At 67.5% G+C, this 25839-nt stretch carries 23 protein-coding genes; 12 read left to right on the top strand and 11 right to left on the bottom strand.

The genetic code is table 11. From position 1 onward, the window contains the following. Positions 1-9: 9 nt before the first annotated feature. Positions 10-1098 (bottom strand): ABC transporter ATP-binding protein, encoded by a 1089-nt coding sequence (locus tag HY058_11675; protein ID MBI3497953.1) that lies wholly within the window; start codon positions 1096-1098, stop codon positions 10-12. A 316-nt stretch (positions 1099-1414) separates the two neighbouring features. On the opposite strand from HY058_11675, the gene HY058_11670 reads away from it, so the two are divergent. Both HY058_11670 and HY058_11665 read left to right on the top strand, forming a co-directional pair. After that, the gene (locus HY058_11670; GenBank protein MBI3497952.1) at positions 1415-2686 is read left to right on the top strand and encodes a peptidoglycan DD-metalloendopeptidase family protein; all 1272 of its coding nucleotides are present in this window, start codon (positions 1415-1417) and stop codon (positions 2684-2686) included. A 149-nt stretch (positions 2687-2835) separates the two neighbouring features. After that, complete coding sequence (locus HY058_11665) at positions 2836-4794, top strand: hypothetical protein (GenBank protein ID MBI3497951.1); 1959 nt, start codon at positions 2836-2838, stop codon at positions 4792-4794. A gap of 5 nt (positions 4795-4799) precedes the next feature. On the opposite strand, the gene HY058_11660 is transcribed toward HY058_11665, so the two are convergent. The 7 genes from HY058_11660 to HY058_11630 all read right to left on the bottom strand — a co-directional run bounded on the left by HY058_11660 (position 4800) and on the right by HY058_11630 (position 10669). After that, the gene (locus HY058_11660; GenBank protein MBI3497950.1) at positions 4800-5015 is read right to left on the bottom strand and encodes a ribbon-helix-helix domain-containing protein; all 216 of its coding nucleotides are present in this window, start codon (positions 5013-5015) and stop codon (positions 4800-4802) included. Further along, complete coding sequence (gene fumC / locus HY058_11655) at positions 5012-6409, bottom strand: class II fumarate hydratase (GenBank protein MBI3497949.1); 1398 nt, start codon at positions 6407-6409, stop codon at positions 5012-5014. Before fumC ends, HY058_11660 begins: the two co-directional genes overlap by 4 nt. Next, positions 6406-6852: a thermonuclease family protein gene (locus tag HY058_11650; GenBank protein MBI3497948.1), complete on the bottom strand. Its 447-nt coding sequence runs from the start codon at positions 6850-6852 to the stop codon at positions 6406-6408. The genes fumC and HY058_11650 overlap by 4 nt, the downstream gene beginning before the upstream one ends. A 47-nt stretch (positions 6853-6899) precedes the next feature. Beyond that, positions 6900-8198: a 23S rRNA (uracil(1939)-C(5))-methyltransferase RlmD gene (gene rlmD, locus HY058_11645; GenBank protein ID MBI3497947.1), complete on the bottom strand. Its 1299-nt coding sequence runs from the start codon at positions 8196-8198 to the stop codon at positions 6900-6902. Positions 8199-8250: 52 nt separating this feature from the next. Continuing rightward, complete coding sequence (locus HY058_11640; protein MBI3497946.1) at positions 8251-9348, bottom strand: alginate lyase family protein; 1098 nt, start codon at positions 9346-9348, stop codon at positions 8251-8253. Between the two features lie 102 nt (positions 9349-9450). After that, the gene (locus HY058_11635) at positions 9451-9879 is read right to left on the bottom strand and encodes a hypothetical protein (GenBank protein MBI3497945.1); all 429 of its coding nucleotides are present in this window, start codon (positions 9877-9879) and stop codon (positions 9451-9453) included. Further along, a complete protein-coding gene (locus tag HY058_11630; GenBank protein MBI3497944.1) occupies positions 9842-10669 on the bottom strand; it encodes a DUF3108 domain-containing protein in 828 nt (275 codons plus the stop codon). The genes HY058_11635 and HY058_11630 overlap by 38 nt, the downstream gene beginning before the upstream one ends. Positions 10670-10887: 218 nt before the next feature. On the opposite strand from HY058_11630, the gene gmd reads away from it, so the two are divergent. Genes gmd through HY058_11615 form a run of 3 tightly spaced genes read left to right on the top strand, consistent with a single transcriptional unit; the run spans position 10888 to position 13938 of the window. After that, complete coding sequence (gmd, locus tag HY058_11625) at positions 10888-11955, top strand: GDP-mannose 4,6-dehydratase (GenBank protein ID MBI3497943.1); 1068 nt, start codon at positions 10888-10890, stop codon at positions 11953-11955. Between the two features lie 13 nt (positions 11956-11968). After that, positions 11969-12925 (top strand): GDP-L-fucose synthase, encoded by a 957-nt coding sequence (locus HY058_11620; GenBank protein ID MBI3497942.1) that lies wholly within the window; start codon positions 11969-11971, stop codon positions 12923-12925. A 23-nt stretch (positions 12926-12948) separates the two neighbouring features. Continuing rightward, a complete protein-coding gene (locus HY058_11615; protein ID MBI3497941.1) occupies positions 12949-13938 on the top strand; it encodes a glycosyltransferase in 990 nt (329 codons plus the stop codon). A gap of 50 nt (positions 13939-13988) precedes the next feature. Here the strand turns inward: HY058_11615 and HY058_11610 are convergent, their stop codons facing one another. Then, on the bottom strand, positions 13989-14549 hold the full coding sequence (locus HY058_11610) for a polysaccharide export protein (GenBank protein ID MBI3497940.1): 561 nt from the start codon (positions 14547-14549) through the stop codon (positions 13989-13991). 170 nt (positions 14550-14719) lie between these two features. Between HY058_11610 and HY058_11605 the strand changes: the two genes are divergently transcribed. Beyond that, entirely contained in the window at positions 14720-15274 is a 555-nt protein-coding gene (locus HY058_11605; GenBank protein ID MBI3497939.1) for a phosphatase PAP2 family protein, read from the top strand. Positions 15275-15317: 43 nt separating this feature from the next. On the opposite strand, the gene HY058_11600 is transcribed toward HY058_11605, so the two are convergent. Together HY058_11600 and HY058_11595 are read right to left on the bottom strand one after the other, a co-directional pair. Beyond that, positions 15318-16076: a polysaccharide deacetylase family protein gene (locus HY058_11600; protein MBI3497938.1), complete on the bottom strand. Its 759-nt coding sequence runs from the start codon at positions 16074-16076 to the stop codon at positions 15318-15320. Positions 16077-16085: 9 nt separating this feature from the next. Next, on the bottom strand, positions 16086-17420 hold the full coding sequence (locus tag HY058_11595; protein ID MBI3497937.1) for an oligosaccharide flippase family protein: 1335 nt from the start codon (positions 17418-17420) through the stop codon (positions 16086-16088). A 206-nt stretch (positions 17421-17626) separates the two neighbouring features. Between HY058_11595 and HY058_11590 the strand changes: the two genes are divergently transcribed. From HY058_11590 to HY058_11565, 6 genes are all read left to right on the top strand, one after another. Beyond that, positions 17627-19969: a polysaccharide biosynthesis tyrosine autokinase gene (locus HY058_11590; protein ID MBI3497936.1), complete on the top strand. Its 2343-nt coding sequence runs from the start codon at positions 17627-17629 to the stop codon at positions 19967-19969. A gap of 60 nt (positions 19970-20029) precedes the next feature. Next, positions 20030-21508 carry an O-antigen ligase family protein gene (locus tag HY058_11585; GenBank protein ID MBI3497935.1) on the top strand — a complete coding sequence of 493 codons (1479 nt, stop codon included), beginning with the start codon at positions 20030-20032 and terminating at the stop codon, positions 21506-21508. Then, positions 21505-22716, top strand: coding sequence for a glycosyltransferase family 9 protein (locus HY058_11580; GenBank protein ID MBI3497934.1), 1212 nt, complete (start codon positions 21505-21507; stop codon positions 22714-22716). The genes HY058_11585 and HY058_11580 overlap by 4 nt, the downstream gene beginning before the upstream one ends. Beyond that, the gene (locus tag HY058_11575) at positions 22713-24128 is read left to right on the top strand and encodes an undecaprenyl-phosphate glucose phosphotransferase (protein MBI3497933.1); all 1416 of its coding nucleotides are present in this window, start codon (positions 22713-22715) and stop codon (positions 24126-24128) included. The genes HY058_11580 and HY058_11575 overlap by 4 nt, the downstream gene beginning before the upstream one ends. Positions 24129-24184: 56 nt before the next feature. Further along, positions 24185-24934, top strand: coding sequence for a WecB/TagA/CpsF family glycosyltransferase (locus HY058_11570; GenBank protein ID MBI3497932.1), 750 nt, complete (start codon positions 24185-24187; stop codon positions 24932-24934). A 66-nt stretch (positions 24935-25000) separates the two neighbouring features. Next, on the top strand, positions 25001-25819 hold the full coding sequence (locus HY058_11565) for an enoyl-CoA hydratase/isomerase family protein (protein ID MBI3497931.1): 819 nt from the start codon (positions 25001-25003) through the stop codon (positions 25817-25819). The last annotated feature ends 20 nt before the right edge of the window (positions 25820-25839 follow it).

Genomic DNA, 25839 nt, shown 5'->3' with positions numbered 1-25839 from the left:
GTTACCGATTCATGGCGATCCCACCTCTCTATAGAGGTGGAGTGCGGGCGCGGGAAGCTGGATGCCGACGGGCGAGCCGACGGTTAGCCGCCTCGGATCGTCGACGAGAAAGCGCAAGCTGCCGACTTTGACGCCATAGCGCCAGAAGCCGCCGGGATAGGAGGCTTGGTCGATGGTGCCGCGGAGCACCAGCTCGTCCTCGCCGCCGGCGTCGGGATCGACCAGGCGGGCGGCTTCGCTGCGGAAATGCGCCAGCACCGGCCCGTCCAGCCGCTCCCGGGCGCGGGGAACCTCCGCCTGCGCCAAGCGCGCCCCGCGGTTGTGCGGACCGGCGGCGATGACGACATGGTCGTCGGCCGCCGCCGCGGTCAGGCGGATGGCGTTCGCCGCCCCCATGAAGGCCGCGACGAACGGCGATACCGGGCGGTTGTAGACCTCCTCGGGCGGTCCCACCTGGGCGATCGTGCCCGCATCCAAGATGACGATGCGGTCGGCGAGCACCATTGCCTCCTCGCGATCGTGGGTCACATGGATGGTGGTGATGCCGAGAGACTGCTGGAGGGCCTTGATCTCGTGGCGCACATCCTCGCGGATGCGGGCATCGAGATTGGAGAGGGGCTCGTCCAAGAGCAGGATCTGCGGGCTGACGGCGAGGGCCCGTCCCAAGGCCACGCGCTGGCGTTGGCCGCCGGAAAGCTTGGTCACCGCCCGCTCGCCCAAGCCATCGAGCTTCAGCATGGCGAGCATCTCTTCGACTCGCTTGGCGATATCGGCACGGGTCCAGCCGCGGAGCTTGAGGCCGTAGCCGATGTTCTGGGCGGCGCTCATATGCGGCCAGAGCGCGTAGGACTGGAACACCATCGCCATCTCGCGCTTGTCGGGCGGCTGATGGGTGATCTCGCGCCCACCGACGCGAATGGCACCCGCGGCGACGGCAACGAAGCCGGAGATGGCGCGAAGCAGCGTGGTCTTGCCGCAACCCGAGGAGCCCAGCAGCGCCACGAACTCCCCGGCGCCGACGGTGAGCGAGACTCCCTTCAAGACTGGCGTCTGGCCGTAGCTGACCTTGACCCGATCGACTTCGAGTTGAGCGGCCATCCCGGCCCACACGCCTCCCTAATTCTTCTTGTCGGCGATCTTAGACCGAAGACGAAGCGCCGGGCTATTCGCGCAATCGCCGGTCGGCCATTGGCAAGGAGCCGACGCGCCTGGGATTCCGGGCCGGTTTGGGCGTGCGTCCGGCATTCGCCTTAAGTTTTCGCGGGTTGACCACAGGCCGATTTGTGGTTAAGGAACAAACAGAAGAAAACGAGCATTTGGAATAAATCCAGGGATAAGGCGTCAAAGCCGAGCTCGCGGTACAAAACAAGCAGATCTGGGGACAGCATTGGCGGCGGGGGGAGTGATGCAAGGGATGCAATTTCCTAAAATACTATCCTTTTGTCTCGGTACCGCCTTTCTGACCATTGCCCCTGCCGTCTACCTTCCCGCTTCCGCCGGGTTTTTCGACTGGGCTCCGCTCGAGCAAGTGCTGTCGCTGTCGCGCGATACCCAGCCTGCCAATCAATCGCCTTCAGCCGGCTCGGGCGGCAGCCTCACCGTGGTGCAGGAGCTGACCCTCGGGCAAGGCGACACCTTGCTCAAGGTGTTGCTGGCCGCCGGGGTCAACCGCGAAGCCGCCACCAGGGCGATCGAGGCCGCTCAGGATTTCGTCGATCTGCGCCGGCTCAATGTCGGCACTGTCGTGACCCTTACCCTGAATGAGGCCGGGGAGTCGCCGGAGCTGGTGGCCGTCCATCTCGAGGTCCAGCCCGAGCTGTCCTTGACCCTGGTGCGCGCCGGGGATGGTGGGTTCCGCGCGGCTCAGGTCAACGGCAAGCCAAGCCTGATGGTTGAACGCGTCACCGGCGAGATCGCCACCAGCTTCCGAGGCTCGCTCATCTCGGCCGGTGTGCCGGCGCGGATCGCAGGCGAGGTGATCCAAGGCTTCGATCACGACCCCACGCTTCCCAAGCGGGTCGCCCGCGGCACGAGCTTCGAGGTGATCTACGAGCGTCTGGCTGTCGCCAGCCGGCGTCAAGCCGATCGCATCCAGCTTCGCTACGCGACGCTCACCACGCAAGGCAAGCAGCACCAAGTCTACCGCTACGCGCCCCGGGACGGCGAGCCGAAGTTCCTCGATGGCGAGGGCCGGGTCCTGAACGAGACGCACTTCATCACACCCATCTCCGGCGGCAAGGTCAGCTCCGGCTACGGCATGCGGATGCATCCGGTCTTGGGCGATCGGCGCATGCATCGCGGCGTCGACTACCGCGCGCCGCGCGGCACGCCGGTCTTGGCCGCCGCCGAGGGTGTAATTGAGGATATGGGCTGGCGCGGCAATTACGGGCTCTACATCCGCATCGGTCATGGCGAGCGCTATGCCACGACCTACGCGCATCTGGATTCCTTCGCTCCCGGCATCACCGAGGGCTCTCGCATCCGCCAAGGCCAGGCCATCGCCAAGGTGGGCCACTCCGGCTTGGCGACCGGCGATCACCTGTATTTCGAGCTGCTCGTCGACAATCAGCGGGTCAACCCGACGACGGCGCGCATCAATGCCCGCGAGCGGCTGCAAGGCGCCGACCTCGCCCGCTTCCGCGCCTTCGTGCGCCAGATCCACGTTCAGCTCGGCGAGGCAAACTAGCCGCGGCTTCGCTTCGCCGCCGCCTCGCCCTCCGCTTTAGCCAGGCCCCCGGTCATGACGATCGGGAGTTGGAACGGTTGCTGGCGGACGGCGGTCCGTGGTCTCCTAGGTCAATGCACCTGAGTCCCATCGGCTGAGTGCCCGCGCTCATGCGCGCCTCTTTCTATGCCTGCATTGCCGCTCTGGCGCTGGCGCTCGCGACCGTGCTGGTCCTGCCGTTTGCCGTGGACTGGAACCGCTTCCGCCCGGCGCTCGCCGACGCGGGCAGCCATTGGCTGGGACAGCCGGTTCGCATCACCGGCGGCGTCACCATCGAGTTCTTGCCGGCGCCGGTCATCTCGTTCTCGGCCGTCGCCATCGGAGCGAGCGAGGAGAACCCTCTCCTCACCGCCCGCCTGGTGCGCCTCAAACCGGTGGTGGCAGCGCTCCTCGGCGGCAGCTTCGAGATGTCCTCCGTGACCTTGATCGAGCCGAGCCTGGCTGTTGGCGGGCTCGCGCACGGGCTGGCGCCAAACTGGCCTGCGGGGCTCGCCCGGGTCGCCGTCGAGGGCGGGATGATCCTCGCCGCCGCCAAGACCGGGCGCCCGCGCGCAGAAAAGCTGGCGGGCGCAGTCGTCAGAGATGCTCCGCTCGGATCCTTCGAGCTGGTCTTCACCGCGACCGTCGGCGATAGCGCCGCCGAACTCAAGGGAACGCTGGCGCCGGGCGAAGCCGGAGCGGCCGGGTTGGCGCTCCGGCTCGCCACCGCCGCCGGCAATGCGCGCTTCTCCGGGACGCTCGCCGACGGCACGGGTACGCCGGCGCTTTCCGGCCGTCTGGCGCTGGCCGCGAGCGACCCGGAGCGCTTCCTTGGGACGCTGGCGCGTCTCGGCGGCTTCGAGGAGAGCGCCTTCGCCTTCTTGCCGAAACCGTTCAGCATGGACGCGGCCTTGCACACCCTAGGCGACACGGTCGAGCTCGCCCAGCTGCAAGCCGAGCTCGCCGGTGTGGACATCGACGGAAGCCTCAAGGCCAGCTTCGGCGCGGCGCCGAGCCTCGATGCGTCGATCAGGATCACCCATCTCGAGCTGGAGCCGCTCATCGATGGGTGGCGCCGGATGGCCAGGAACGGCCGCTTCCAGCTGCCGCGCGGGCTTGGCGCCAATCTCGAGCTCAAGGTCGACAGCATGCCCTGGCGCGGCGGCCTCATGCGCCAGGTGCAGCTCGCCGCCGCGCTCACCGATGGCGAGGCGGTGCTCAGGCACCTGACGGCGCAATTGCCCGGCGGCTCGGAGCTGTCGGCCTTCGGGACCCTGATCGCGCGCGGCGAGGCGCCCCGCCTCGATCTCGATCTCGACCTCAACTCGGACAATCTGCGCCTGGCGATGAATTGGCTCGGTATCGACGTCTCCGGGGCGGCGCCGACCCGGCTCCGCCGCGCCTCGCTCTCGGCGCGGCTCAGCCTGACGCCGGATGAGGCGCAGCTGAGCGGCGTCGATCTCCGCGTCGACAGCACGCGGCTGCGCGGCGGCTTGACGCTTCTCCTTGAAGATCCACCCGCCTTCGGGCTGCGCGTGGCACTCGATCGGCTGAATCTCGACGCCTATCAAAGCGACGTGACCGCGGCCTCGTTCGCCTGGCTGACGCGGTTGCCGAAATTCGATGCCAATCTCAATTTCGGCGCCGACCTGTTGACGCTCGACGGCCTCAGCCTGCGCGACCTCAGCATCGAGGCCATGGTGCGCGGCGGCGAGGTGACGGTGCAGAAGGCGCGGATCGCCGATCTCGCTGGTGCCAGCTTGGTCGTTACCGGCACCTTCACCGCGTCCGCCTCCGGCCCGGCGGCCGATCTCGGCTTCGAACTGGCGACGAGCGATCCGGGGCAGCTCCTGCGCTTGAGCGGTGTCGGCCAGCTTGTGGCGCCGGAGCGGCTCGGGCCGATCCGCGCCACCGGCCACCTGGCCGGTCCAGTCGAGCGCCTGGCGCTCGATGCCGTGCTCGGCGCCAAGGGCCGCGAGGCGTCTCTTGCCGGTACCGTCGCGGTCGCGGCACTGGGTGCGCGAGGCGGGCCCACGATCGCGCTTAAAGCCGCTTCGATCGAGGCCCTGGCCGCGCTCGTGGCCGAGTGACGAGGCTAGCGTCGCTCCAGGCTTTCCAGCACGAGTACGCGGAGCGTGCTCGAGAGATTGCCTTCCCGACCGCGGTCGACTTCGGCGATCAACTGGCTGAGCGATTGCTCGCGCGCCAGGGCGAGCCGCTTCAGGGCCTGCCAGAAGGCATCTTCCAGGGAGACGCTGGTCTTGTGGCCGGCGATCAGCACCGAGCGCTTGCGGAGCCGGGAGCGGCTCAACGCCCGGGTCTCACCATCGCCTCGGGCTTGACCCAGCGATCGAAGTCCGCGGGCGTGACGTAGCCAAGAGCGACCGCCACCTCGCGCAGCGTGCGCCCCTCGCCAAGGGCTCGCTTCGCCACCTCGGCCGCCTTGTCGTAGCCGATATGCGGAGCAAGGGCGGTCACCAGCATGAGCGAGCGCTCCACCAGCTCGGCGATGCGCGGGCGATTGGCTTCGATGCCGACGACGCATTTGTCGGCGAAGCTCCGGCTGGCATCGGCCAAGAGGCGGATCGACTGCAGGAGGTTGTAGACGATCACCGGCTTGAAGACGTTGAGCTCGAGATGGCCGCTGGCGCCGGCGATGGTGATGACGACGTGGTTGCCCATCGCCTGGACCGCGACCATGGTCAGAGCTTCGGCCTGGGTCGGGTTGACCTTGCCCGGCATGATCGAGGATCCGGGCTCGTTCTCCGGCAAATTGAGCTCGGCCAGGCCCGAGCGCGGACCCGACGCGAGCAGCCGAATATCGTTGGCGATCTTCATGAGCGCCGCGGCGGCGGCATTGAGCACGCCCGATAGGCGCACCAGCGCGTCATGGCCCGCCAAGGCGGCAAAGAAATTCGGCGCCGGCACGTATGGCAGCCCGGTCAGCCTCGCCAGCTCCTGGGCGAAGCGCTCGGCAAAGCCGATCGGCGCATTCAAGCCGGTTCCGACCGCCGTCCCGCCCTGCGCCAGGCGATAGAGCTCGGGCAGCGTCATTTCGATCCCGGTGATCGCATCGGCGACCTGCGCTGCATACCCGGAGAGCTCCTGACCGAGGGTGAGCGGCGTCGCATCCTGGAGATGGGTCCGGCCGATCTTCACGATGTCGGCGAATTCCGTGCTCTTGGCCGCGAGTGCCTGCTGCAGATGCCTGAGCGCCGGCAACAGCTGCGCCACCGTCTCGCCGGCAACCGCGATATGCATCGCCGTCGGAAAGCTGTCATTCGAGGATTGCCCGAGATTGACATGATCGTTGGGATGCACGGGCGCTTTGCTGCCGAGCGTCCGGCCCAGGAGCTCGTTCGTGCGATTGGCGATCACCTCGTTCGCGTTCATGTTCGTCTGCGTGCCCGAGCCGGTTTGCCAGACGACAAGCGGGAAGTGCTCGAGGAGCTTGCCGTCGGCGACCTCGCCGGCGGCGGCCGCGATCGCATCGGCCAGCTTCGGCTCGAGCGTTCCCAGCGCCTTGTTGGCCAGGGCAGCCGCCTGCTTCTGCAGGCCAAGCGCGCGAATGAGCGGCTCGGGCATGCGCTCGCCACCGATACGGAAGTTCTCCAGCGAGCGCTGGGTCTGCGCGCCCCAGTAGCGGTCGGCAGGGACCTCGATGGATCCCATGCTGTCGGTCTCGATGCGCATCGCCCGGTTCATTGGGGCGTGCGCGACCACATGCCCTGGTGCGTGCCGCGGGCGGCGACTTCGGCGTTCTTGTAGGCCTCGCTCGCCTCCGGCCCGGCGACCGCCCAGCCGGCGCGGACCATCTGCTCGCTGATGTCGCGGCCGTCCCCGGTCTTGCAGAGGACCGACGGCCGTCCGCGCGAATCGTTGCCGTGATCCTCGCAGGTGAGGATGCGCCCTTTGAGGAGCCCGACGAGATGCTGCACGGCGGCCGTGCCGCAGAGCCAGGGAAGCGCGCCGGCGATGCATTTCTGCTCGCGGGCCGGAGCAATAATTCCGGCCAATGCCAAGCGCTTGCCGCCGATGAGGATCATGTCGCCGGAAAGCGCCGTGGCGCCGCCGATGAGCGGCTCGGCCGCCGCCGGCGGCGAGGCCAGCCAAAGGAGGGCGGCGAGGGGGGCAGCAAGGATCCGCATGCCACCAAGATTGGGTGTCGCTTCGCCGCTGTCCAGCGAAGTCAGGGTTAACGCCGGAACCAGGCGACCAGCTCGATATGCGCCGACCAGAGGAATTGGTCGATCGGCACCACGCGCTGGAGCCGGTATCCGCCGTCCACCAGGATCCGCGCATCCCGGGCGAAGCTGCCGGGATGGCAGGAAACGGCGACCACCAGGGGCACCGGGGAGAGGGCGAGCTCTCGGGCCTGGCTCAGGGCGCCAGCCCGCGGCGGATCGAAGACCGCGGCCTCGAAGCGGGCAAGCTCGGCAGCGGTGAGCGGGTCGGTCGCGAGGTCGCGCTGTTCCACGCTGAGGCGCTTGCCGCCGAGCCGGCGTGCCGCTTCATCGAGCGCCTGGACCAGGGCAGCATCGCCCTCGACGGCGTGGACGCGCGCCTGGCGGGCGAGAGGCAGGCTCAAGGTCCCCGCACCGGCGTAGAGATCGGCGACGCTCTTTGCCCTGCCGATGCCGGACAGGACCTCGTCCAGGATCAACGCCTCGCCCGCTTCCGAGGCTTGCAGGAACGCTCCCGGCGGCAGCGCCACCCAGATCCCGCCGAAACGGGTTCCGAACGGGCGGCGCCCCGCCAACAGCTCGAGCTCTCCATGCTTTTGCCGCCAGGACAGCCGCGCCAGATCCTGGGATTGGGCGAGCGCTGCCAGGCGCTCGCGGAGGCTCAAGTCGGGCGCTGCGGGAAGGGTCAGCACGAGGTCTAAACCCGACTCGCTGGCCACAACCGCCGCTTCCGCCCGCATCCCCGGCTTGAGCCAGCCGGCGAGGCTTTGACGAAGCGGCTCGATGAGCGCCACGATGGCGGGCAGCAGCACCGGGCACTCGGCGAGATCGACGATCGTGTGGCTGGCGTGCTGGGCGAAGCCGGCGAGGATCCGGCGCTGCGTGCCCATGAGCGTCAGCTCGGCGCGCCGTCTGGTTCCGGGCGCGATCGGCATCGGCGGCTCGACCGCGATGTCCTTGAGCCCGCGCCGCGCCAAGGCGTCTTCGACCACCCGGCGCTTCCACGCGGCATAGGCGGGCCGGGCCAGGTGCTGGGCGGCGCAACCGCCGCAGCTGCCGAAATGCCGGCAGGCGGGCTTGATGCGCGTCGGCGCCGGCTCGGATAGCTGGATCAGGCGTGCCTCGAGCCCGTCGGCACGACGTCCGAGGATCCGCGCGGTGACACGCTCGCCCGGCAGCGCGAAGGGCACGAACACCCGCTCACCCCCATGCCGGGCAAGCCCGTCGCCCAGCGCCCCCAGCGCCTCGATGACGAGCTCCACCGGCGGGCCGGCAGCGCTCGCAGGCTTGCGTGGATGGCGGGTGGCCATGGGAGAGCCGAGCATGGCGGCACCGCTCGGCGCGAGCAAGAGCGGGTCGGTCTCAGGGGTGCGCCGGTAGATCCTTGACCCCGTAAAGGAGCGTCAGGTTGCCCCCGAGGGAGCGATCGCTCAACGGACGGAAATGCCGCAAGTGAGGCAGCAAGGCGGCGGTGCCGAACCGCGCGTAATAGGGTTCGGCCCACGCCATGTCGTTTGCGCCGAGCTTGTCCCGGACGTCTTGGCGGATGCCCGTGCGTGCCTCGAACCATGACGGATCATCGAGCCCCGCCGCCACGCGTCCCACTAGACGGTGCACGGCACCGTCGCTCTCAGCGTAGAGATCGATGCCGTTGGCGTGCCCGAGCTCTGCCAACAGTACCAGCGGCGCCAAAGCGTAGATGTGGTAGTGGAGCGCGCGAGCCTTGCGATTGATCTCCAGCGGCAGGGTGCCGTCGGGATGGATCTCGGCGAGAAACACCCGATACTGACCGATGCCCCAGTCGAAGAGGCCGTGGTCGCCGGCGGCGGCGCCCGCGGCCGCCACCGCGAGACCGGCCCAGTAGGCGTGGTTGTTGCGGTTGTCGGTCCGGCTCGGGCGCTGATAGTCAGGCATCACCCGGCGGGCGATATCGGCAAGCCAAGCCTCCACCCGCCGCCGTTTGTTCGGGTCGAGGTCGCCGGCATCGGCGAGCTTGAGATAGCTCAAGGCCAGAGCGGCGAGAGACCATTTGCGTTCGTAGCCGCCTTGGTTGTTGACGCGTCCGAGCAGGGCGCCCGCACCGGCCCAAGCGTCCAGCCAATCGAGCGCACAGGCGGCGACGCGGGGCTGCGGCGGATTGCCGGCGACCCAGCGGTCGGAATCCTCCACGACGCCGCGCACGAATTCCCGGAACGGCCTGAGCGCGTCGATATTGGCCTTGAGCTTGGCGGTATCGATGACCGAAGCATTAGCGTCGGAGTAGTAGGAGACGCCGATCACGTCAGGCACCGGGGCCGGCGGATCCTTGAACGAGGCTTCGGCAATGGCCCCGCCGATGAGCGCGTGGCGTTGGGCCAAGTCGTAAGGTCCGGCCAGGCGCTGACCGGCGCTGGCCGCGAGCGCCACAACCGTCCGCTCTTTGTGCACATCCAATCCAACGTATTTGCTAAGCTCATCCATGACCCGTCTCCTATGCATGAGGCTCGGCACCGGCCCATCCGGCGCAACCCTCGACTATGCATACTGTGGGGCGGGTCACCCGCCCCACGACGGACATGTGGTCTAGAGGAACCTCAGCCCGACCACCCCGTCGGGCTGCACCGTGCAGACGAAGCGAAAGCGCTGCAGGCCGCCGGCGGGCGTGACGACCTCGACCGCGCCCAGATATTCCGCATCGCCGTCGGTGCCGGAATTGGTTATGTGGCCGTCGGCGAACCGGACCGATTGCGCGTTGGGCCAGCGGATTTGGGCTTTGCTCTGGCAGCGGGAAGCGATCTCGACGCGCCCCTCGCGCGATTGCAGGAGCAGATTGGGCTCGGTTCCGGCGAGGCTGCCCCAGGTCTCCTCAGCGGTGCTGGAGACGCTGCGCCATGCATCGCGCGCGCTCTCGCAGGCCATCAGCGGGGCTGAGAGGAGCGCCAGCAACAAGCCCCGCTTCGCCAGGGCGGCGGCGCTAGTCGAGGGGATGGGGAGTGCCTGCGGCCGCCACATGGGTGATGTGTCCCACGACTGCGCCAAAAATCGATTCGGTCTCGAGCCTGACCGGCAACCAGATCCGGTTTCGCCCGAATCGCGCCAGCCACACGGTGGTCTGCGGGGGCTTCCGCAGCTGCCATTGCGGGTTGCGGGGGTCGCCTGCCACCCGCTCATAGATCACCCGGCACTTCAGAGCCGCGCCGGCGAAGGAGGAGTAGCGGTTGGCCGGCAGACGGTCGAGGCCGACCGGCTCCAAATGCAGATTGTAGCGGCGCCTGCCGTCGAACACCGGGACGGTGACGGCGCAAGGCTCTTCGCTTGCCGTCCGGCGGTTGACAGCGAGCACCAGGCTCAAGGGATCGACGGTTCCGATCCAAAGATGGGCCGGCACGGGATCGCGCTCGTCCTTCTCCGGGGTCGGCCGCACCTCGGCCTCGATCGGGCCGGCGTCGCCGTAACTCAGCGTCACGCTGCGCCCGCCGCCGTTCCACTCGCCGGCGTTGGCGTAGAGCTCGGGGCGGATGCCGCCTTCGGTGAGCTTGCCGCCGGCCTCGTGGCGCGCGTGATAGCGAAAGAACCAATTGATGAGGCCGACGGAATTGACGTCGGCGGTCAACGCATAGCGCTCGGCTTGGATATGAGCTTTGGCCTCGATGCCGACGGTGTGCAGCCCGCCCGTGTAAAGATCGTAGTGGATGGTAAGGTCGGGGGCTGGCTGGACGGCGGCCAGATCGCCGGCCAGCGCGCCGTTGGCCGGAACCAGCAGCAGGCAAAGCCAAACCCGGCGCAGAAGCCGCACGGCCATGGACGTCATTTGTTTCACCGTCAGCAGAATGACGGGACCACGCAGGAAATCAAGCTCGCATGCAATAGATTGCAATTTTACCGATATTGTATATTACCTGCGAACCCGAAGCAGGACCACGGGCTTGGCAGCCCCGCCGACATCACTCGGCCATGACTATCCTAGAATGATTAATCATAGGTTTGTCCGATGGTGGCACGCTTGAGGGGCGGTATGCGATGACTGGTCCGGTCGCGCTCATCACTGGCATTACCGGCCAAGACGGCGGTTACCTGGCCGAGCTGCTGCTCGCCAAAGGCTATGTCGTGCACGGCATCAAGCGCCGCTCGTCGTCCTTCAACACGGTTCGGATCGATCACCTCTATCAAGACCGCCACGAGCGCGATGTGCGGTTCTTTCTCCATCACGGCGACATGACCGATCCGACCAACCTCATCCGCATCGTGCAGGAGACGCAGCCGACCGAGATCTACAACCTCGCCGCGCAAAGCCATGTGCAGGTGAGCTTCGAGACCCCGGAATACACCGCCAATGCCGATGGCCTGGGGACGCTGCGCCTGCTGGAGGCGATCCGCATTCTAGCCATGGCCAAGCGCGTGCGCCTCTACCAAGCATCGACCTCGGAGCTGTACGGGGATGCGGTGGATGTTCCGCAGCGCGAGACGACGCCGTTTCGCCCGCGCAGCCCCTATGCGGTGGCGAAGCAATACGCCTATTGGATCGTGGTCAACTACCGGGAAGCCTACGGGATGCACGCATCCAACGGCATTCTCTTCAACCACGAAGGCCCGACCCGCGGCGAGACCTTTGTCACGCGCAAGATCACCCGCGCGGTGGCGGCCATCGAGCTCGGGCGGATGGAGTGCCTCTACCTCGGCAACCTCGACGCACGCCGCGACTGGGGGCATGCGCGCGACTACGTCAGGGGCATGTGGTCGATCCTGCAGCAGCCTGAGCCCGACGACTACGTGCTGGCGACCGGCGAGAGCCACAGCGTGCGCGAGTTCGTCGAGCGGGCCTTCGCCCATGTCGGCCGGCCGATCTCCTGGAAGGGGACCGGCCTCGAGGAAATCGGCGTCGAGCAGAAGAGCGGCGCGGTTCGCGTGCGCATCGATTCGAAATACTTCCGGCTGACCGAGGTGCCGCATCTTCAGGGCGATCCGACGAAGGCGCGCGACCGGTTGGGATGGCGGCATGAGATCAGCTTCACCGACCTGGTTTCCGAGATGGTCGAAGCGGATCTGCGCCTCATCAAACGCGTGGAGCGGCTGTACCGCGATGACTGAGCGGACCTTTCTCCTGTCGGGCCGGCGCGTCTGGGTCGCCGGCCATCGCGGCCTGGTGGGCTCGGCCATCGTGCGCCGGCTCGCCCGGGAATCCTGCGAGGTCATGACCGTCGGCCGCGAGCGGCTGGATTTGACCGAGCAGGAAGCGGTTCGCCGGTGGCTCGGCGAAGAGCGGCCGGACGCCGTCATCGTCGCCGCGGCGCGCGTTGGCGGCATTCTCGCCAACGACAGCGAGCCCGTGCCGTTTCTGCGCGACAATCTGATGATCGCGACCAACGTCATCGATGCCGCCCACCAGGCCGGCGTCAAGAAGCTGCTCTTTCTCGGCTCCTCCTGCATCTATCCCCGCCTGGCGCCGCAGCCGATGCGCGAGGAGCATCTCCTGACCGGCGAGCTCGAGCCGACCAACCAATGGTATGCGGTCGCCAAGATCGCCGGGCTCAAGCTCGCGGCCGCCTATCGGCGGCAATACGGTGCGGATTTCATCGCAGCGATGCCGACCAACCTCTATGGCTCGGGTGACAATTTCGATCTGGCCACGGCGCATGTGGTGCCGGCGCTGATGCGCAAGGCGCACGAAGCCAAAGCAGCGGGGCTGCCCAGCATCACCGTGTGGGGCACCGGCACGCCGCGCCGCGAGCTCCTGCACGTGGACGACCTGGCGGACGCCTGCGTCTTTCTGCTGCAGCACTATTCGGCGGAGTCGCACATCAATGTCGGCACCGGCACCGATGTCAGCATCAGCGAGCTCGCCCACAGCATTGCCGAGGTCGTCGGCTTCCAAGGCGAGCTCCGCTTCGATCGCTCCCGGCCCGACGGCGCGCCCAGGAAGCTGCTCGACGTCTCGCGCTTGAGCGCCATGGGCTGGACCGCAGGCATTCCGCTTCGCCAGGGGCTCGAGCAGACCTATCGCTGGTTCGTCGAAAACCTCAAGGCCGGGGCGGACATCCGCGCACGCCGACCGGCCTAGGTGATTCATCGGGAAGGGGGCTGATGCGCGACCTGCAATTCACGGTGCTGGTCTCCTATCTCGATCAGGTCGACGCGGTTCGCGATACGGTCGGGGCCATCATCGAGGCCTTGGCGCCGTTTCCCAAGTCGGAGGTGCTACTGGTCGACAATGGGTCGACCGACGGCTCCCACGCCATCCTCGACGAATTGGCCGGACGCCACCCAAAATTTCGCTGGGTGCTCGAAGAGCGGCGCGGGGTCTACTATGCGCGGCGGCGCGGACTGCTCGATGCGCGCAGTGAGCTGTGCATCTTCATCGACGACGATGCTGTCCCGACCGACGCCTTTTTCGAGGAGATCCTCGAGGTCTGGACGAGCGATCCGAAGATCGGCGTGGTCGGCGGCCGCGTCGAGCTGGACCCGTCCGTTCAAGTTCCCACCTGGGTGCCGCAGCGGCTCTTGAGCCAATTCGCCGTCTGGGAGGGCGGCCGGCAGACGGGTGTAGAAGACGCGATCTTTCCAATCCTGCCGACCGGTGTCGCGCTCGCGGTGCGCCGGGGCCGCTGCACCGAGCTCTGGTGCGGGGACAGGCGTGCCCAGAACTATCCCTTGGGCCGACGCAAGGCGGATCCTGGCCGCGGTGTCGCCGGCAGCGATCTCGGCGGCGAAGAGAGCGATCTCTGCCTGGTGTTCATGCGTAGCGGCTATCGCGTGCTGTTCGCCCATGATGCGCGCGCGCGGCTGAGGGTGCCTGTGGAGCGCCTGCGCCCGGGCTGGTTCATCGGTCGATTTGGTTCCGAGGGACGCACGCGCATCAGGCTGTTGCGGCTTGCCGGGCTCAATCCGATGGGGCGTTTCGGCCGCCACATAATCTGGGCCTGGCCGCTGCTGGCGCTGGTCTTGCCGATCGCGATGGTGATCGCGCCCAAGCAGGCCCTGGTGGTTCGGGCGTACCTAGCCAAGAGCTGGCATGCCTTCGGCGAATGGGCCTTCGGGCCGCGCTACCAGCCCTTTCCCTATCGCGCCGACTAGTCCCGTATTTAGCACACGCGGCTGCTCCCGCTCTGCGCGCGAAATACCGACTAGAACACCCGCTCCATGACGGTCAAAGTGTCCCCGGGAAGCACGAGATCCTTCGGCGCGGCGCCGTAGTCGCGGGTTCCGCCCTCGGCGAGCCGCGTCAGGACCACCTTGTCGGTGATCGCCCGGTAGCTGAAGCCGCCGGCGAGCGCGACCGCCTGCTGCACGGTGAGCCCGACATGGTAGGGGAACGCCCCCGGGCTCTTCACCTCGCCCAGCACGAAGATCTGCCGGTAGGTCACCACCTCGACGGTGAAGCGCGGATTGACGATGAAGCGGTCCATGCGGGTGCGCAAATCCGCCGATAGCTCGTCCACGGTGCGCTCGCGCGCCGGCACGGAGCCGATGAGCGGCAGCGACAACGTGCCGTCGGCCGTGACCTCGTACTGGCCGGACTGATCGGCATGGCCGAAGACCTGCACGGCGACCTTGTCGCCAGCCGCCAGCCGATAGGCGGGCGGCTCCGCCGGCGGCGGTGGCAGGTTGATCGAATTGATGCCGCAGGCCGCCATGCCGAGGGCGAGGGCGCAGCACACCAGGACCCGGGAAATTGCGATGCACATCAACCAGCGATCACCGTTGCAGCCGCGATGCCAGGATGTATTGGCCCAAATCAAGCCCCGCAGCAACCCCGCCATCGCTCGGACGCTGGGATTCATCGGACGATTGATGATATTATTCTACTAAGGGGTGTGGCCGCGATACGCCCCGGAGCCGTAGGACCAATCCCCCCATGATCGACGCGATCGCCGAACTCGGCAGCCCTGGGCTCTGCGTGACCACGGTGCTGCTGTTCGCTGCGTGGATGCAGGGGGTGGGCCTGTCGCGCACGGTTCAGGGATTCGTCCTCGGCGTCAGCGCGGTCGCCGCGGCGACCTTGATGCTGAAATGGCTGGTCGCGACGCCGGACGATGCGCTGTGGCCGGACAGCGCGCTCACCAGCCAATATTTTCCGAGCGGTCATGCCGCGCTTGCGGCGGCGCTCTACGGCTCGGTGGCGACGGCGCTGGCCCGCACCGGCGGCGGCGCCTGGCGCTATATGCCGTTCGGTGCCCTGGCGCTTGCCTCGGCGGTCGCGTTGGCGCGCGTCGCGGTCCGGGCGCACCCTGCCGGGGACGCCGTGGCCGGCCTGATCATTGGAATGATCGCACCCGCCTCGACCTATTTCGGGATGGTTCGCGAAGCCAAGGCGTTTCCAGGTGCCAGCCGGATCTTCGGCGCCTTCATCGTGGCTTTGCTGTTCGGTTGGTTGCTGCCGGCGCCGGTGGTCGCTCTGCTTCCATTCTGACTCGGGCCGAGCTTAACCGGCTCGCAAGGATCGGGAGGGGTCCTCAGGCGAACTGGAGCGGGCGGGCCAAGCGCACGAAGGCGTTTCGCAGCCGATTGCCCGGCCTCCAGCCCAGCCGGATCTGGCATCGGAACTCGAGTGTCGGGTAGAACCCGAACACGCTGGTGCGCTGCAGCTCCCAGGGATCTGTCTCGGCCCAGTTGGCGCCTTCATGGGCGCCATAGCCCAAGGCAAAACGCCGAGAGACGTGTTCGTGCGCCGGCACGTCGACGTCGCCATTTGGATAGGCAAAGGCAATCGGCGCGCGTCCGAGCAGCTTCGCAAGGTCGTCATGGGAACCGTCGACCTCGGCGCGCAGCGTCGGGGCGTCCAGACCCACGAGCGAGCGATGCGTACGGCCATGCGCGCCGAACTCGAGCCCGCGCGCGGCCCAGGCGGCGACGTCGCTCGCACCCATGAGCTGTCGCGTCGGCAGTTTGCCCGAGTCCCAGTCGTTCTGGCCTCCCAGCCGCTGCGTGACCAGGAACGTGATGGCTGGGATCTCGAGACGCTCGAGCACCGGGAACGCGTGGATCAGGTTGTCGGCATAGCCGTCGTCAAAGGTGACGACGACGGGACGTGCCGGCAGCTCCCGCTGCCCGCGGAGCCATGCGACCACGTCGTCTTGCCGCAGCGCGGTGAAGCCATCTTGCCGCAGACGAGCCATTTGCCGCGCAAATCGGTCCGGCGTCACCGCCAAGTCGCCGCGCATGCGCGGAATGTCGGGCGCAATCCGGTGATACATGAGGACGACGAGTCGCATGGCCGGTTCCTAGCGCTCCTTCAGCATCTGCCAAATGCGCGAGGGCGCCAGCTGCCGCCAGCTGACATGGGCGTAGCTGACGAGATCGAGCCGCCAGACGATAAAGGCCTGGACCAGCGCTACCAGCGTCATGACCGGCGCCAGCACCGCCGCTGCTTCGGGATCGGGCAACAGGGAGAACGCGATCCAGCAGCCGAGGACAGAGGCGGCGGCACCGCCCGCACAGATGAAGACGTAGAGCTGGTAGCGGCCATCGGCCAAGAGCGCGTAACCGAATACCGAGCTGACGGCGGTGGGAATGAGAGTCGGCGCCAATGCCGTGAGCACGATCGCGGCGCGGTCGAACTCGCTGCCCAGCAGCGAGCCGGCGATCCACGGGGACAGCAGAGCCACCGCGAGCGCAACCGGGATCGTCACGGCGAATACCTGCACGACGAGTGCGGCAGCGAGGCTTTTCGCGGACTCGCGATCATGGGTGTAGCGGTACGCCAGGACCGGGTGGAACACCTGGAGCGCCAGCTGGAACAGCGAGCTCACCGCGAGGATCAGCCGGATGGTCGCCGCCAGCACGCCTTGCTCGCCGGGATCCAGGAACACCCGAGCGACCAGCATCGGCGCGCTCCACATCGCAGCGGCAAGAAATGCGCCGAGGCCGAATTGAACTGCTTCGGCGACGTGGGTGCGCAGCTCCGGCAAGGAGGCGCGAACTTCGGCGACCACCCGCTGCAGCGGCTCTGCGCCCATCAGCAACGCGTAGGCGATCGCCGCGCCGATGAGGCCCGTCAATGTCTCCGCCACGGGCACGACCCAGGGGAGCGGGACCAGCCCGAGGCCGAAGAAGAGGCCAGCGAGCAAGGCCGCCGAGCTGACGATGCGGACGGCGGCATAGGCCCACAGGCGGCGCTGTCCGCGAAAGACCCAAACACCGCTGAGCGCGACGGCGAACAGCACCGGACACTGGAGGGCGACCTGCAGCTGGGCTGCCGGGTCGGCGTCCAGGAAGAACGCCGCGCACACGGCGATCGGCAGGCAGGCGAAGACCGCAATCAGCAGCTTGACCAAGGTCAAGCTGACGAAGGCGGCGCGCGCCTCGACGCCCCGTGCTACCTCGCGGGTGCCGATCAGCTCGGGGGCGTACTGCACGAAGGGCACCGCCAGCTGATATATGGCCCATGCCGTGCCGACCACGCCCATGCCCTCTTGGCCGAGCACGCGCGCCAAGATCGCCAGACTGAGGAGCTGGGCGACCCTGGCAAAGACCTCCGAGGTCCCGAGAGCGAGAAGATTCGCTCTGACGCTTGCGGCCGGAGGCGGCTCGGAAATCGACCAGGAGGATGGCGGCATGCGGCAAGCTATTCTAGCAATGGGGAAATTTGTGGATTATGATGCCCGCGACCAAGTTAAGGCCGAGCCCGCGAAGTATAGCGCCTTCGGTGATTGATGCTTAACTTTTCGTCAGCATTATATTAAAAGTTCCGGCAAATCATATTTGACCCATGGCGGACTTGTGCCTGACGGCTCGTCGGGACCATCAGCGAGGCCTCGGACACATGTCAACGAACGTCGCTCCGATCGCCCGTGCAGGGCCTTCGACGCCGGCTGAAAGCCAGGGGCTGGGACCGCTCACGGCACCCCTGGCGCCGGCGACGATCGGCACCGATCCCGCGCGTCAGTATTTGCAGTTCGTCTTCGACGTCCTCCGCCGTCGGCGCTGGTTCGTGCTGTGCTTCGCCGTGCTCATCGCCGGCATTGCGGCGATGATCGTGAACCAGATCGATCCGCTCTACCGCGCCGAGACGCAGCTCGTGCTCGACGCACCGCAATCGCGCTCGCCCGCCTCGGGCCTGGCGTCGCTGTTGGGCGGCGGAGGGGGCGATCTCTTTTCCAACGAGACCGAGGCGGCGGTCCTGACTTCCCTCAACCTCGCCGACCGCATCGTCAAGGTGCTCAATCTCGGGAATTCGCCGTTCTTCACCGGATCGCGCTCGCTGGGCGTGCGGCTCGGCGAATGGCGGCAGGACTTGCAGGCGCATCTCAGCCTCTTTCTGCCGCAGGGCTACCGCCAGTATCTCGCCCCGGCGAAGGCCGAGGAACCGAAGCCGCCGCCGACCGGCGAGCTCGCCAACCGGGTCTACGAGACCTATTTCCGCAATCTCACCGTACGCGCCGGCGACCGCTCAAGGGTTATCGAGATTCGCTTCATCGCCGACGATCCGCGCCTGGCCGCCGCCGTCGCCAATACCCTGGCGGCCACCTACATCGAAGACCAGGTGACCGAAGCGCGCCGGGTAGCCACCAGGGAGACATCCTGGCTCGCCGGCCGCCTGCAGGAGGCGCGCACGCGCGTCGACGACGTCATGCAGCGCCTCGAAGAGTTCCGGGCCAGCGCGGGGATCCTCGACCTCAACGGCAACACCGCCCAGCAGCGGCAGATGGTCGAATACAACCAGCAGCTCATGACGGCGCAGATCCGCCGCGCCGATCTCGACGGCCGCGCGCGCCAGCTCCAGCAGCTCATCGATGGCGGCGGGCGCTTCGAAGACTCCGAGATCGCTCTCGATGCTCCCGGCATCCAGCAGCTCCGCAACCAGGAGACGGCGGCGGCCCGCCAGCTCGCCGAGCTCGCCACCCAGTACCGGGAGGCGCACCCCCGGCTGCAGCAGGCGCAAGCCGAGCTCGACGACATCCACGCCAAGATCAAGGCCGAGATGCGCCGCCTGGTTGCCGCTGCGGCAAACCAAGCCCGCCTCGCCAAGGATCAGGAGACAGCGCTTGCCGCCAAGGTGAGCGAGCTCACCCAGGAGCTGCAGCAGCAAGGCAAGTCGCAATTGACCTTGCGCCTGCTCGAAGCCGATTTGAAGACGAGCAGCACGATCTACGAGACCATGCTGAACCGCATGCGCGAAGTGAATGCGATGGAAGGGCGGATCGATACGCCGCTAGTCCGCGTCATCTCCCGCGCGATCCCGCCCGACCATCCGTTCTTTCCCAACAAGCCGCTCCTGGTGACCGTGGCCGCCGCGGTCGCCGCCATGTTCGGCGTGCTGCTTGCTTTCGTGCTCGATCTGCTCGACGTCGGCTTCCGCAACCGCCAGCAGATCGAGAATTTGACCGGCCTCGAGACGGTCGCCAGCCTGCCCTGGGTGAAGCCTCTCGACCAGGCCCGGCGCTTGGGCGACATGCGCCGCATTCTGCGCGCCCGGACCGAATTCGCCGAGGCGGTACGCTATATCCGCGTCAGCCTGTCATTGTCGCCCGATCCGAACCGTCCCGTGCGCAGCATCTTGGTCACCTCCGCCTTCGACGGCGAGGGCAAGACGTTCACCTCCCGCGCCCTGGCGGTGACCTACGCGGTCGGCGAGAAGCGGGTGATCACCGTCGACTGCGATCTCCGCCAAAGGCTGCGCCGTCGTTCACGACAAGGCGAGGCCGACCCGCTTCCGGGCCTCGCGGAATATCTCCTCGGAGCCGCCGATGCCGGAGAGATCTTCGGCACCGACCGGGCGACCGGGCTGGATCACATCGACTGCGGCGATACCAAGACGCTGGTGGACGCACCCATCCTCCTTAGCTCGGAGCGCATGCGGAATCTGCTGCACGCGCTCTCCACCCAGTACGACATGGTCATCCTCGATACGCCGCCGGTGAAGCGGTTTCCCGACACGCTCATCCTGCAGCAGGAAGTCGACAAGGTGTTGTTCCTGATCCGCTGGGCGAAGACGCCGCGCGAAATGGCGCTCGATGCGCTGAAGACCATCATCCAATCCGGCCACATGAACCCGGTCGTCGGTCTGACCCAGGTCGACCTTCGCCATCTCCGTCGCTACGACTACGCCGCCAATGTCTCCAAGCACCATCGTGAAACCTACCTGCCGCGCCCCGAAGCTGGATGATCCGGCAAATGTCGGGCCGGTGACGATGCCGAGCCTGCCGAGCAGGTCGGGATTCTGGCGGTGACTGCCGCCCAGTCCATCGGCGCACGCACGCGGTCGCCCGCGACCCACGCCTATCCCATGGGCGAGGCGGCCTCGACGAGCGAGCTCGGCGTCGGCGGCATGCTGATCGTCGGCTATCTGGCGATCACCCGGATCGGGCATCTGAGCGCCGCCAAGATCGGCATCATGATCGGCCCGGTGCCGTTGTTCCTGACCGAGTTGTTCCTGATTGCCCTGGTGCTCACGGTTGCCATCACCCGCACGGGATCCTTGGTCGTCTGGCTGGTGACCGGCGGCCTTGCCCGAATGCCGGGCCTCTTGCTCTGGCTCCTCTTCCTCACCTCGATCCTCTATACGCTGATCGCTTTCGGCGATTGGGGAATCCTCGCCGTCCGGGATCTGGCGATCTTCTCCTACGGCATCGTCTTCGCGCTCACCTACTTCGTCCTCGACAGCCGGGCAAAGGCCGCCGCGGCCATGCGCTGGTTCACCTATAGCGGGGTGGTGCTGGCGGTGGCGCTCATCATCGACACCCAGAGCGGCGCCCAGGTGCTGTTCGACACCGCCACCCGTGTCGTGACCGACAGCAAGCTGCTGGCGCTCTCCTTCGGCAGCGGCGATGTCGGCGGCATCATCGGCTTCTCGCTGATGGCGCTCTTGGCCTATGCCGCCTCCAACACCGAGCGCCGGCTGCTGCATCTCGGCGCGGCGGCGGTCGCCTTCTTCGGCCTGGCGCTCACTCAGACCCGCTCGGCGGTGCTGGGCATGGCCTTGAGCTCGCTCTTCAGCCTCTTGGGCATGCGGACGACCCAGCGCCTTGCCTTCGTGGCGCTCGCCGCCGGCGGCGGCCTGCTGCTGGTCGCCACCCCGATCCTCCTGCCGGAATCCGGTCTCGCCCACGCGATCTCGTCATTCTTCGCCGCGGTCGAGGGCGGCATGTCGCTCGCCAAGGACGACAATTTCTATTTTCGCCTGCTGCGCTGGGATGCGGTGTTCGAGCTTTGGCGCGACAACCCGCTCTTCGGCGTCGGCTTCGGCCAGCCGCTGGTGCCGGCAGCCCTCATCAACGAGGTCGAGGAGGGCAGCTTCAACGTCGGGCTGCCGCACAACACCTACCTCACCATCCTGGCGCGGCTCGGCCTGTTCGGTTTCGTGCTGATCATCGGCGCCTGGCTCGGCAGCATTGCGCTGGCGACGCGGGCGATCCATCGCCCGAGTTTCGGCGGCGATGCCTTCGCAGCCGCATCGGCGCTGGTCTCGATGATCGGTTTCGCCACCTTCACGCTTTTCCTCGAGCGTCCCATGCATGCCGCGACCCTGTGGATCGTTGCAGCGATCGCCTGCCGGCTCAACGGCCCGGACGACGACGGCCAAGAGCCGCAGCGGAGCCAAGCCCGCGGGCAACTCTTTCAGGCCCGGGCCGGTGCCGCGCTGCCGTTGGCGGAAAGCGGAATGGAACGCGCCCGGCGCATCGCGCATGCCAAGGGGTTCCGGTGACCACTGTCCCCCGGATCCCGCTGAAGCGGCATGTGCGCGATGCGGGAGCGCGGCTGGTGCTCGATGCCGTCGCCGCCGCGACGGCGCGAAAGTCCGGCACCTCGCCGCGCCGGCGCATCGGGGTCTTCCTCTTCTGGGGGATCGGCGATGCGGTCCTCGCGATACCCTTTCTGCACGCGTTGCGCATGGCCTATCCCGAGGCCAGGATCGATGCCATCGGCAAGCCCTGGCTCGAGGCCCTGTTCGGCGATGAGCGGCTTTTCGATGGTTATCAGACTCTCGTCCCACCCTGGACCAAGCATCGGGGCAAGTACCGCCTCTGGTCCGAGGAATGGCGAGACTTCGCCCGCTCGGTCCGCAGCCTTGGCCGTACCGAGTACGACCTGCTGATCGGCCTCCGCCCCGATCCCAGGGAGACAGCGCTGGCACGCCTCCTGGCGACGGCGGAATACGCCGGCTACGCGGCCGAAGGCGGCAGAGCCTGGGTTTCGATCGACATCGGCGTCGATCGGAGCCGGCACCCGTTCGAGCGATCGGCGAAGCTCGAGCCCGGGCTCTATCGCGGGACTCTCGCGGCCCGGGCCGCGGCAGCGCTGCTCGGCACGAATGTGCCGGGCCTGCCGCTTCTGGCGGTGCGGCCGCCGCCCGATGAGCTGGTCCGGCGTCTGAGAGAAGCGGGTTATCGGGGCGGACCGATCTTGGCTCTCGCCTTCGGGGCGGCACAGGCCACGCGCCGCTGGAGCGGCGAGCGCATCGGCGCGTCCTTGCGCGGCCTCAAGATGCGGCCCGGTGCGATCTTGCTGATCGAATCCGAGGGGAGCCCCAGCATCGCGCTTGGCCGGGATACGCCGACGGTCGCTTGGAACGGCTCGCTCAGCGAGCTCAAGCGCGTGCTGACATTGGCCGACGTGCTGTTCTGCACCGACAGCGGTCCCATGCATATCGGGGCGGCGGTCGGCTGCCGCGTAGTCGCCCTCTTCGGCCCGGGATCGCTCGAGCGGTTCGCGCCGCCGCCGCCGCACGCCGTCTACGCGGTCGAACCGATGCCGTGCCGCCCCTGCAGCGACTATTGCATCTATTCCTCGCCCCTCTGCATGGACCGCCTCGAGCCCTCCGCCGCCGCCGTGCTGCTCGACCAGGCGCTCGCCGGCGTCGGGCGGCCCCGGGCGGAGTCCATGCTCCCGATGCCCGAGGTGCTGCAGGCATGAAACCAATTTCCCGCCGCCTCCTGGCCGATGCGGTCCGGCTCGCCGATGGGCTTGCGGTTCTCGCCGCCTCCGCCATCGCCTTCTACGTCTATGTGGCGGGCGTGCTCGATGCCGAGGAGCAAGCTGCCCTCTACTTCGCCGCCGCGACCATCTCGGCGTTGGGCTATCTCGCCATCGCCCAGGCCCTGCAGGCCTATCGCTATGACCGCCTGTCGAACGTCATCTATATGACGCAACGGGCGCTCGTCGCCCTCAGCGTCATGGCGATCGGCTGGCTCCTGGTCGGGTTCATCACCAAGACCACCGAGTTCTGGTCGCGCGGCTGGACCTTGCTGTGGCTGGTCTTGTCCACTGTCCTCATCATCGCCGTCCGGCTCGGCGTGGCGGTCGTGGTGGCGCGCTGGCGCAGACAGCGGCGCTGGCAGGACCGCATCGTCATCGTCGGCGCGACCGAGATGGCCGACGAGCTCATCAAGGACATCAGGCAGCACGGCGGCGCCGATGCGGAGATCGTCGGCGTGTTCGACGAGCGCGGAGGCAACCGACGGCCCTCACTCGCCGATCTGCCGTTCATCGGCAATGTCGAGGCGCTCATCGAATACACCCGCGAGCACCGCGTCGACTCCATCGTGCTGGCGCTGCCGTGGTCGAGCGAGGAGCGCATCATCAAGCTGAGCGAGAAGCTCAGCGTCTTGCCGGTCGACATCAATGTCGCCTTCGCCACCAGGATGCTGCACCGGCACTTCACCAGCGCGGTCGGCGCCTATGGCGTGCCGCTCATGCAGATCGGCCGGCGGCCGCTCACCGACCGGCAGGTGCTGATGAAGCGGATCGAGGATCTGGTTCTCACTTGCGCGATTACTTTCGTGCTGTCGCCGATCATGCTGATCGTGGCCCTGCTGATCCGGATGGAATCCTCGGGTCCGATCCTCTTCCGGCAGCCGCGCAACGGCTTCAACGACACCATCATCACCGTCTACAAGTTTCGCACCATGTACGTCGAGCGCTCCGATCCGAGCGGCGTCAAGCGCACCGAACCAGGCGATCCCAGGGTCACACCCTTGGGCCGGACTCTGCGCCGCTGGAGCCTGGACGAGCTGCCGCAGCTCTTCAACGTGCTGAAGGGCGACATGTCGGTCGTGGGCCCGAGGCCGCATCCGGTCGGCATGCTGGCTGCCACCGCCGACTATCGCCAGGTGGTCTCCAACTACGCCGCCCGCCATCGCATGAAGCCGGGGATCACCGGCTGGGCGCAGGTCGCGGGCTACCGCGGCACCGCCGACACCGTCGAGAAGGCGCAGCGACGCGTCGAGTTCGACCTCGAATACATTGCCCATTGGTCGCTGCTCTTCGATCTCCGCATCCTGATGCTGACGGCGATCGCCATGATCAGCGGCAAGGAAGCCTATTGAGCGTAGAGAGGCCGCCGCGGGCGAATGTGCTCGGCGTAGGCGTGAGCCGCGTCGACATGCAGGCCGCGGTCCGGACCATCCGCACCTGGGTCGAATCCGGAAGGGGCGGCTATGTTTGCATCCGCGATGCCCATGGCGTGGTGCTGAGCCAGCACGATCGGGAGTTCAAGGCGATCCACAACCAGGCGGGCATGGTCACACCCGACGGCATGCCGCTGGTCTGGTTCTGCTGGGCGCTCGGCTACAGAGAGGTCTCGCGGGTCTACGGACCTGACCTCATGGCTGCTGTCATCGCCGACGAAACGCTGCGAAGGAAGCGGCATTTTCTCCTGGGCGGCGGTCCGGGCGTAGCCGAAGCGCTGGCGTCGGCCTTGGGCAAGCGCTATCCCGAATTTCAGCCGGTCGGCATCTACGCCCCGCCACCCGCCGACACTGAGGCCGGCATCGACCAGCGTTCGCTGGAGGCGATGCGAGCCGCCGGCGCCGAGATCGTCTGGGTCGGCCTCGGCTCGCCCAAGCAGGAGCGCTGGATGGCGCGGCATTTCCCCCATGCCGGTGCGGCGGCCATGGTCGGGGTGGGTGCGGCCTTCGATTTCCTCTCGGGCCGCAAGCCGCAGGCGCCGCGGTGGATGCAACGATCCGGCCTCGAATGGGTATTTCGCCTGGCGAGCGAGCCCGGCCGTTTGGCCGGCCGCTATTTGAGGACGGTTCCCGTCTTCATCCTCTTGAGCATCCTCGCCCTGACCGGGCTCAGGCGCTTCCACTTGGACGACGACAAAGCCGACGGATCGGCGCGAAATCCGTGAACGACCCGGCGCCTTGCGCCTGAAGAGGCCGCCACCGTAGGATCGCCCAGCAAGGGCGCGGGGGGCATGGCGGAAACCTGCATCAAAACGCGTGCGGAAGGCGGCGTCGGGGTCATCACCCTCGACCGGCCGCAGGCGCTGAACGCGCTCAACTCGGTGCTGATGCAGGAAGTGTCGGTCGCGCTCGACGGCTTCGCCGGCCGGCCCGACATCCACGCCATCGTCATTCACGGCGCCGGCCGCGCCTTCTCCGCCGGCTTCGATCTGAAGGAGTCGGCCCAGCGCAACATCCAAGGCGTCGAGCAGTGGCGCGCCGTGATCGAATACGACTTCGACTTCTTGATGCAGTTCTGGGATTGCGCCAAACCGACGATCGCCGCCGTGCATGGTTTCTGCCTGGCCGGCGCGTTCGAGATGGCGCTGAGCTGCGACATGACGGTTGCGGCCGAGGGAACGCGCTTCGGTCAGCCGGAAGTGCGCTTCGGCTCCAGCATCGTCGCCATGCTGCTCCCCTGGTGCGTGGGACCTAAGGCGGCAAAGGAGCTGCTGCTCACCGGCAACGATCAGATCGATGCCGGCCGGGCCCTCCAGCTCGGCATCGTCAACCATGTGGTTCCTGCCGGCCAAGAGCTCGACAAGGCCATGCAGATGGCACGCGACGTGGCGGCGGCGGCACCCTTGTCGGTCGCGCTCACCAAGCGTGCCCTCAATCGCACCTACGAGATGATGAACATGCGCCAGGCGCTGCTCGCCGCCGTGGATGCCGGCGTGCTGATCGAGGCCGGAGCCGGACCGGAACGCACCGAATTCAACCGGATCCGCAAGGAGCAGGGTCTGAAGGCGGCGATCGAATGGCGCGACGCCCGCTTCCGGCGCGGGCCATGAGACTCAGGCGCGAATGCTGA

This window comes from Pseudomonadota bacterium, from assembly GCA_016195085.1.
In the GTDB taxonomy this organism is placed as follows: domain Bacteria; phylum Pseudomonadota; class Alphaproteobacteria; order SHVZ01; family SHVZ01; genus JACQAG01.
This window is presented reverse-complemented; position numbering and strand designations above follow the sequence as displayed.

Bases quoted from the DNA above. Each gene is read 5' to 3' on its own strand.
- HY058_11675 (MBI3497953.1), bottom strand. From the start codon at position 1,098: ATGGCCGCTCAACTCGAAGTCGATCGGGTCAAGGTCAGCTACGGCCAG.
- rlmD (MBI3497947.1), bottom strand. From the start codon at position 8,198: ATGGCCACCCGCCATCCACGCAAGCCTGCGAGCGCTGCCGGCCCGCCG.
- gmd (MBI3497943.1), top strand. From the start codon at position 10,888: ATGACTGGTCCGGTCGCGCTCATCACTGGCATTACCGGCCAAGACGGC.
- HY058_11590 (MBI3497936.1), top strand. From the start codon at position 17,627: ATGTCAACGAACGTCGCTCCGATCGCCCGTGCAGGGCCTTCGACGCCG.
- HY058_11640 (MBI3497946.1), bottom strand. From the start codon at position 9,348: ATGGATGAGCTTAGCAAATACGTTGGATTGGATGTGCACAAAGAGCGG.
- fumC (MBI3497949.1), bottom strand. From the start codon at position 6,409: ATGAACCGGGCGATGCGCATCGAGACCGACAGCATGGGATCCATCGAG.
- HY058_11615 (MBI3497941.1), top strand. From the start codon at position 12,949: ATGCGCGACCTGCAATTCACGGTGCTGGTCTCCTATCTCGATCAGGTC.
- HY058_11595 (MBI3497937.1), bottom strand. From the start codon at position 17,420: ATGCCGCCATCCTCCTGGTCGATTTCCGAGCCGCCTCCGGCCGCAAGC.
- HY058_11600 (MBI3497938.1), bottom strand. From the start codon at position 16,076: ATGCGACTCGTCGTCCTCATGTATCACCGGATTGCGCCCGACATTCCG.
- HY058_11665 (MBI3497951.1), top strand. From the start codon at position 2,836: ATGCGCGCCTCTTTCTATGCCTGCATTGCCGCTCTGGCGCTGGCGCTC.
- HY058_11575 (MBI3497933.1), top strand. From the start codon at position 22,713: ATGAAACCAATTTCCCGCCGCCTCCTGGCCGATGCGGTCCGGCTCGCC.
- HY058_11650 (MBI3497948.1), bottom strand. From the start codon at position 6,852: ATGCGGATCCTTGCTGCCCCCCTCGCCGCCCTCCTTTGGCTGGCCTCG.
- HY058_11565 (MBI3497931.1), top strand. From the start codon at position 25,001: ATGGCGGAAACCTGCATCAAAACGCGTGCGGAAGGCGGCGTCGGGGTC.
- HY058_11570 (MBI3497932.1), top strand. From the start codon at position 24,185: ATGCAGGCCGCGGTCCGGACCATCCGCACCTGGGTCGAATCCGGAAGG.
- HY058_11635 (MBI3497945.1), bottom strand. From the start codon at position 9,879: ATGTGGCGGCCGCAGGCACTCCCCATCCCCTCGACTAGCGCCGCCGCC.
- HY058_11670 (MBI3497952.1), top strand. From the start codon at position 1,415: ATGCAATTTCCTAAAATACTATCCTTTTGTCTCGGTACCGCCTTTCTG.
- HY058_11610 (MBI3497940.1), bottom strand. From the start codon at position 14,549: ATGTGCATCGCAATTTCCCGGGTCCTGGTGTGCTGCGCCCTCGCCCTC.
- HY058_11605 (MBI3497939.1), top strand. From the start codon at position 14,720: ATGATCGACGCGATCGCCGAACTCGGCAGCCCTGGGCTCTGCGTGACC.
- HY058_11630 (MBI3497944.1), bottom strand. From the start codon at position 10,669: ATGGCCGTGCGGCTTCTGCGCCGGGTTTGGCTTTGCCTGCTGCTGGTT.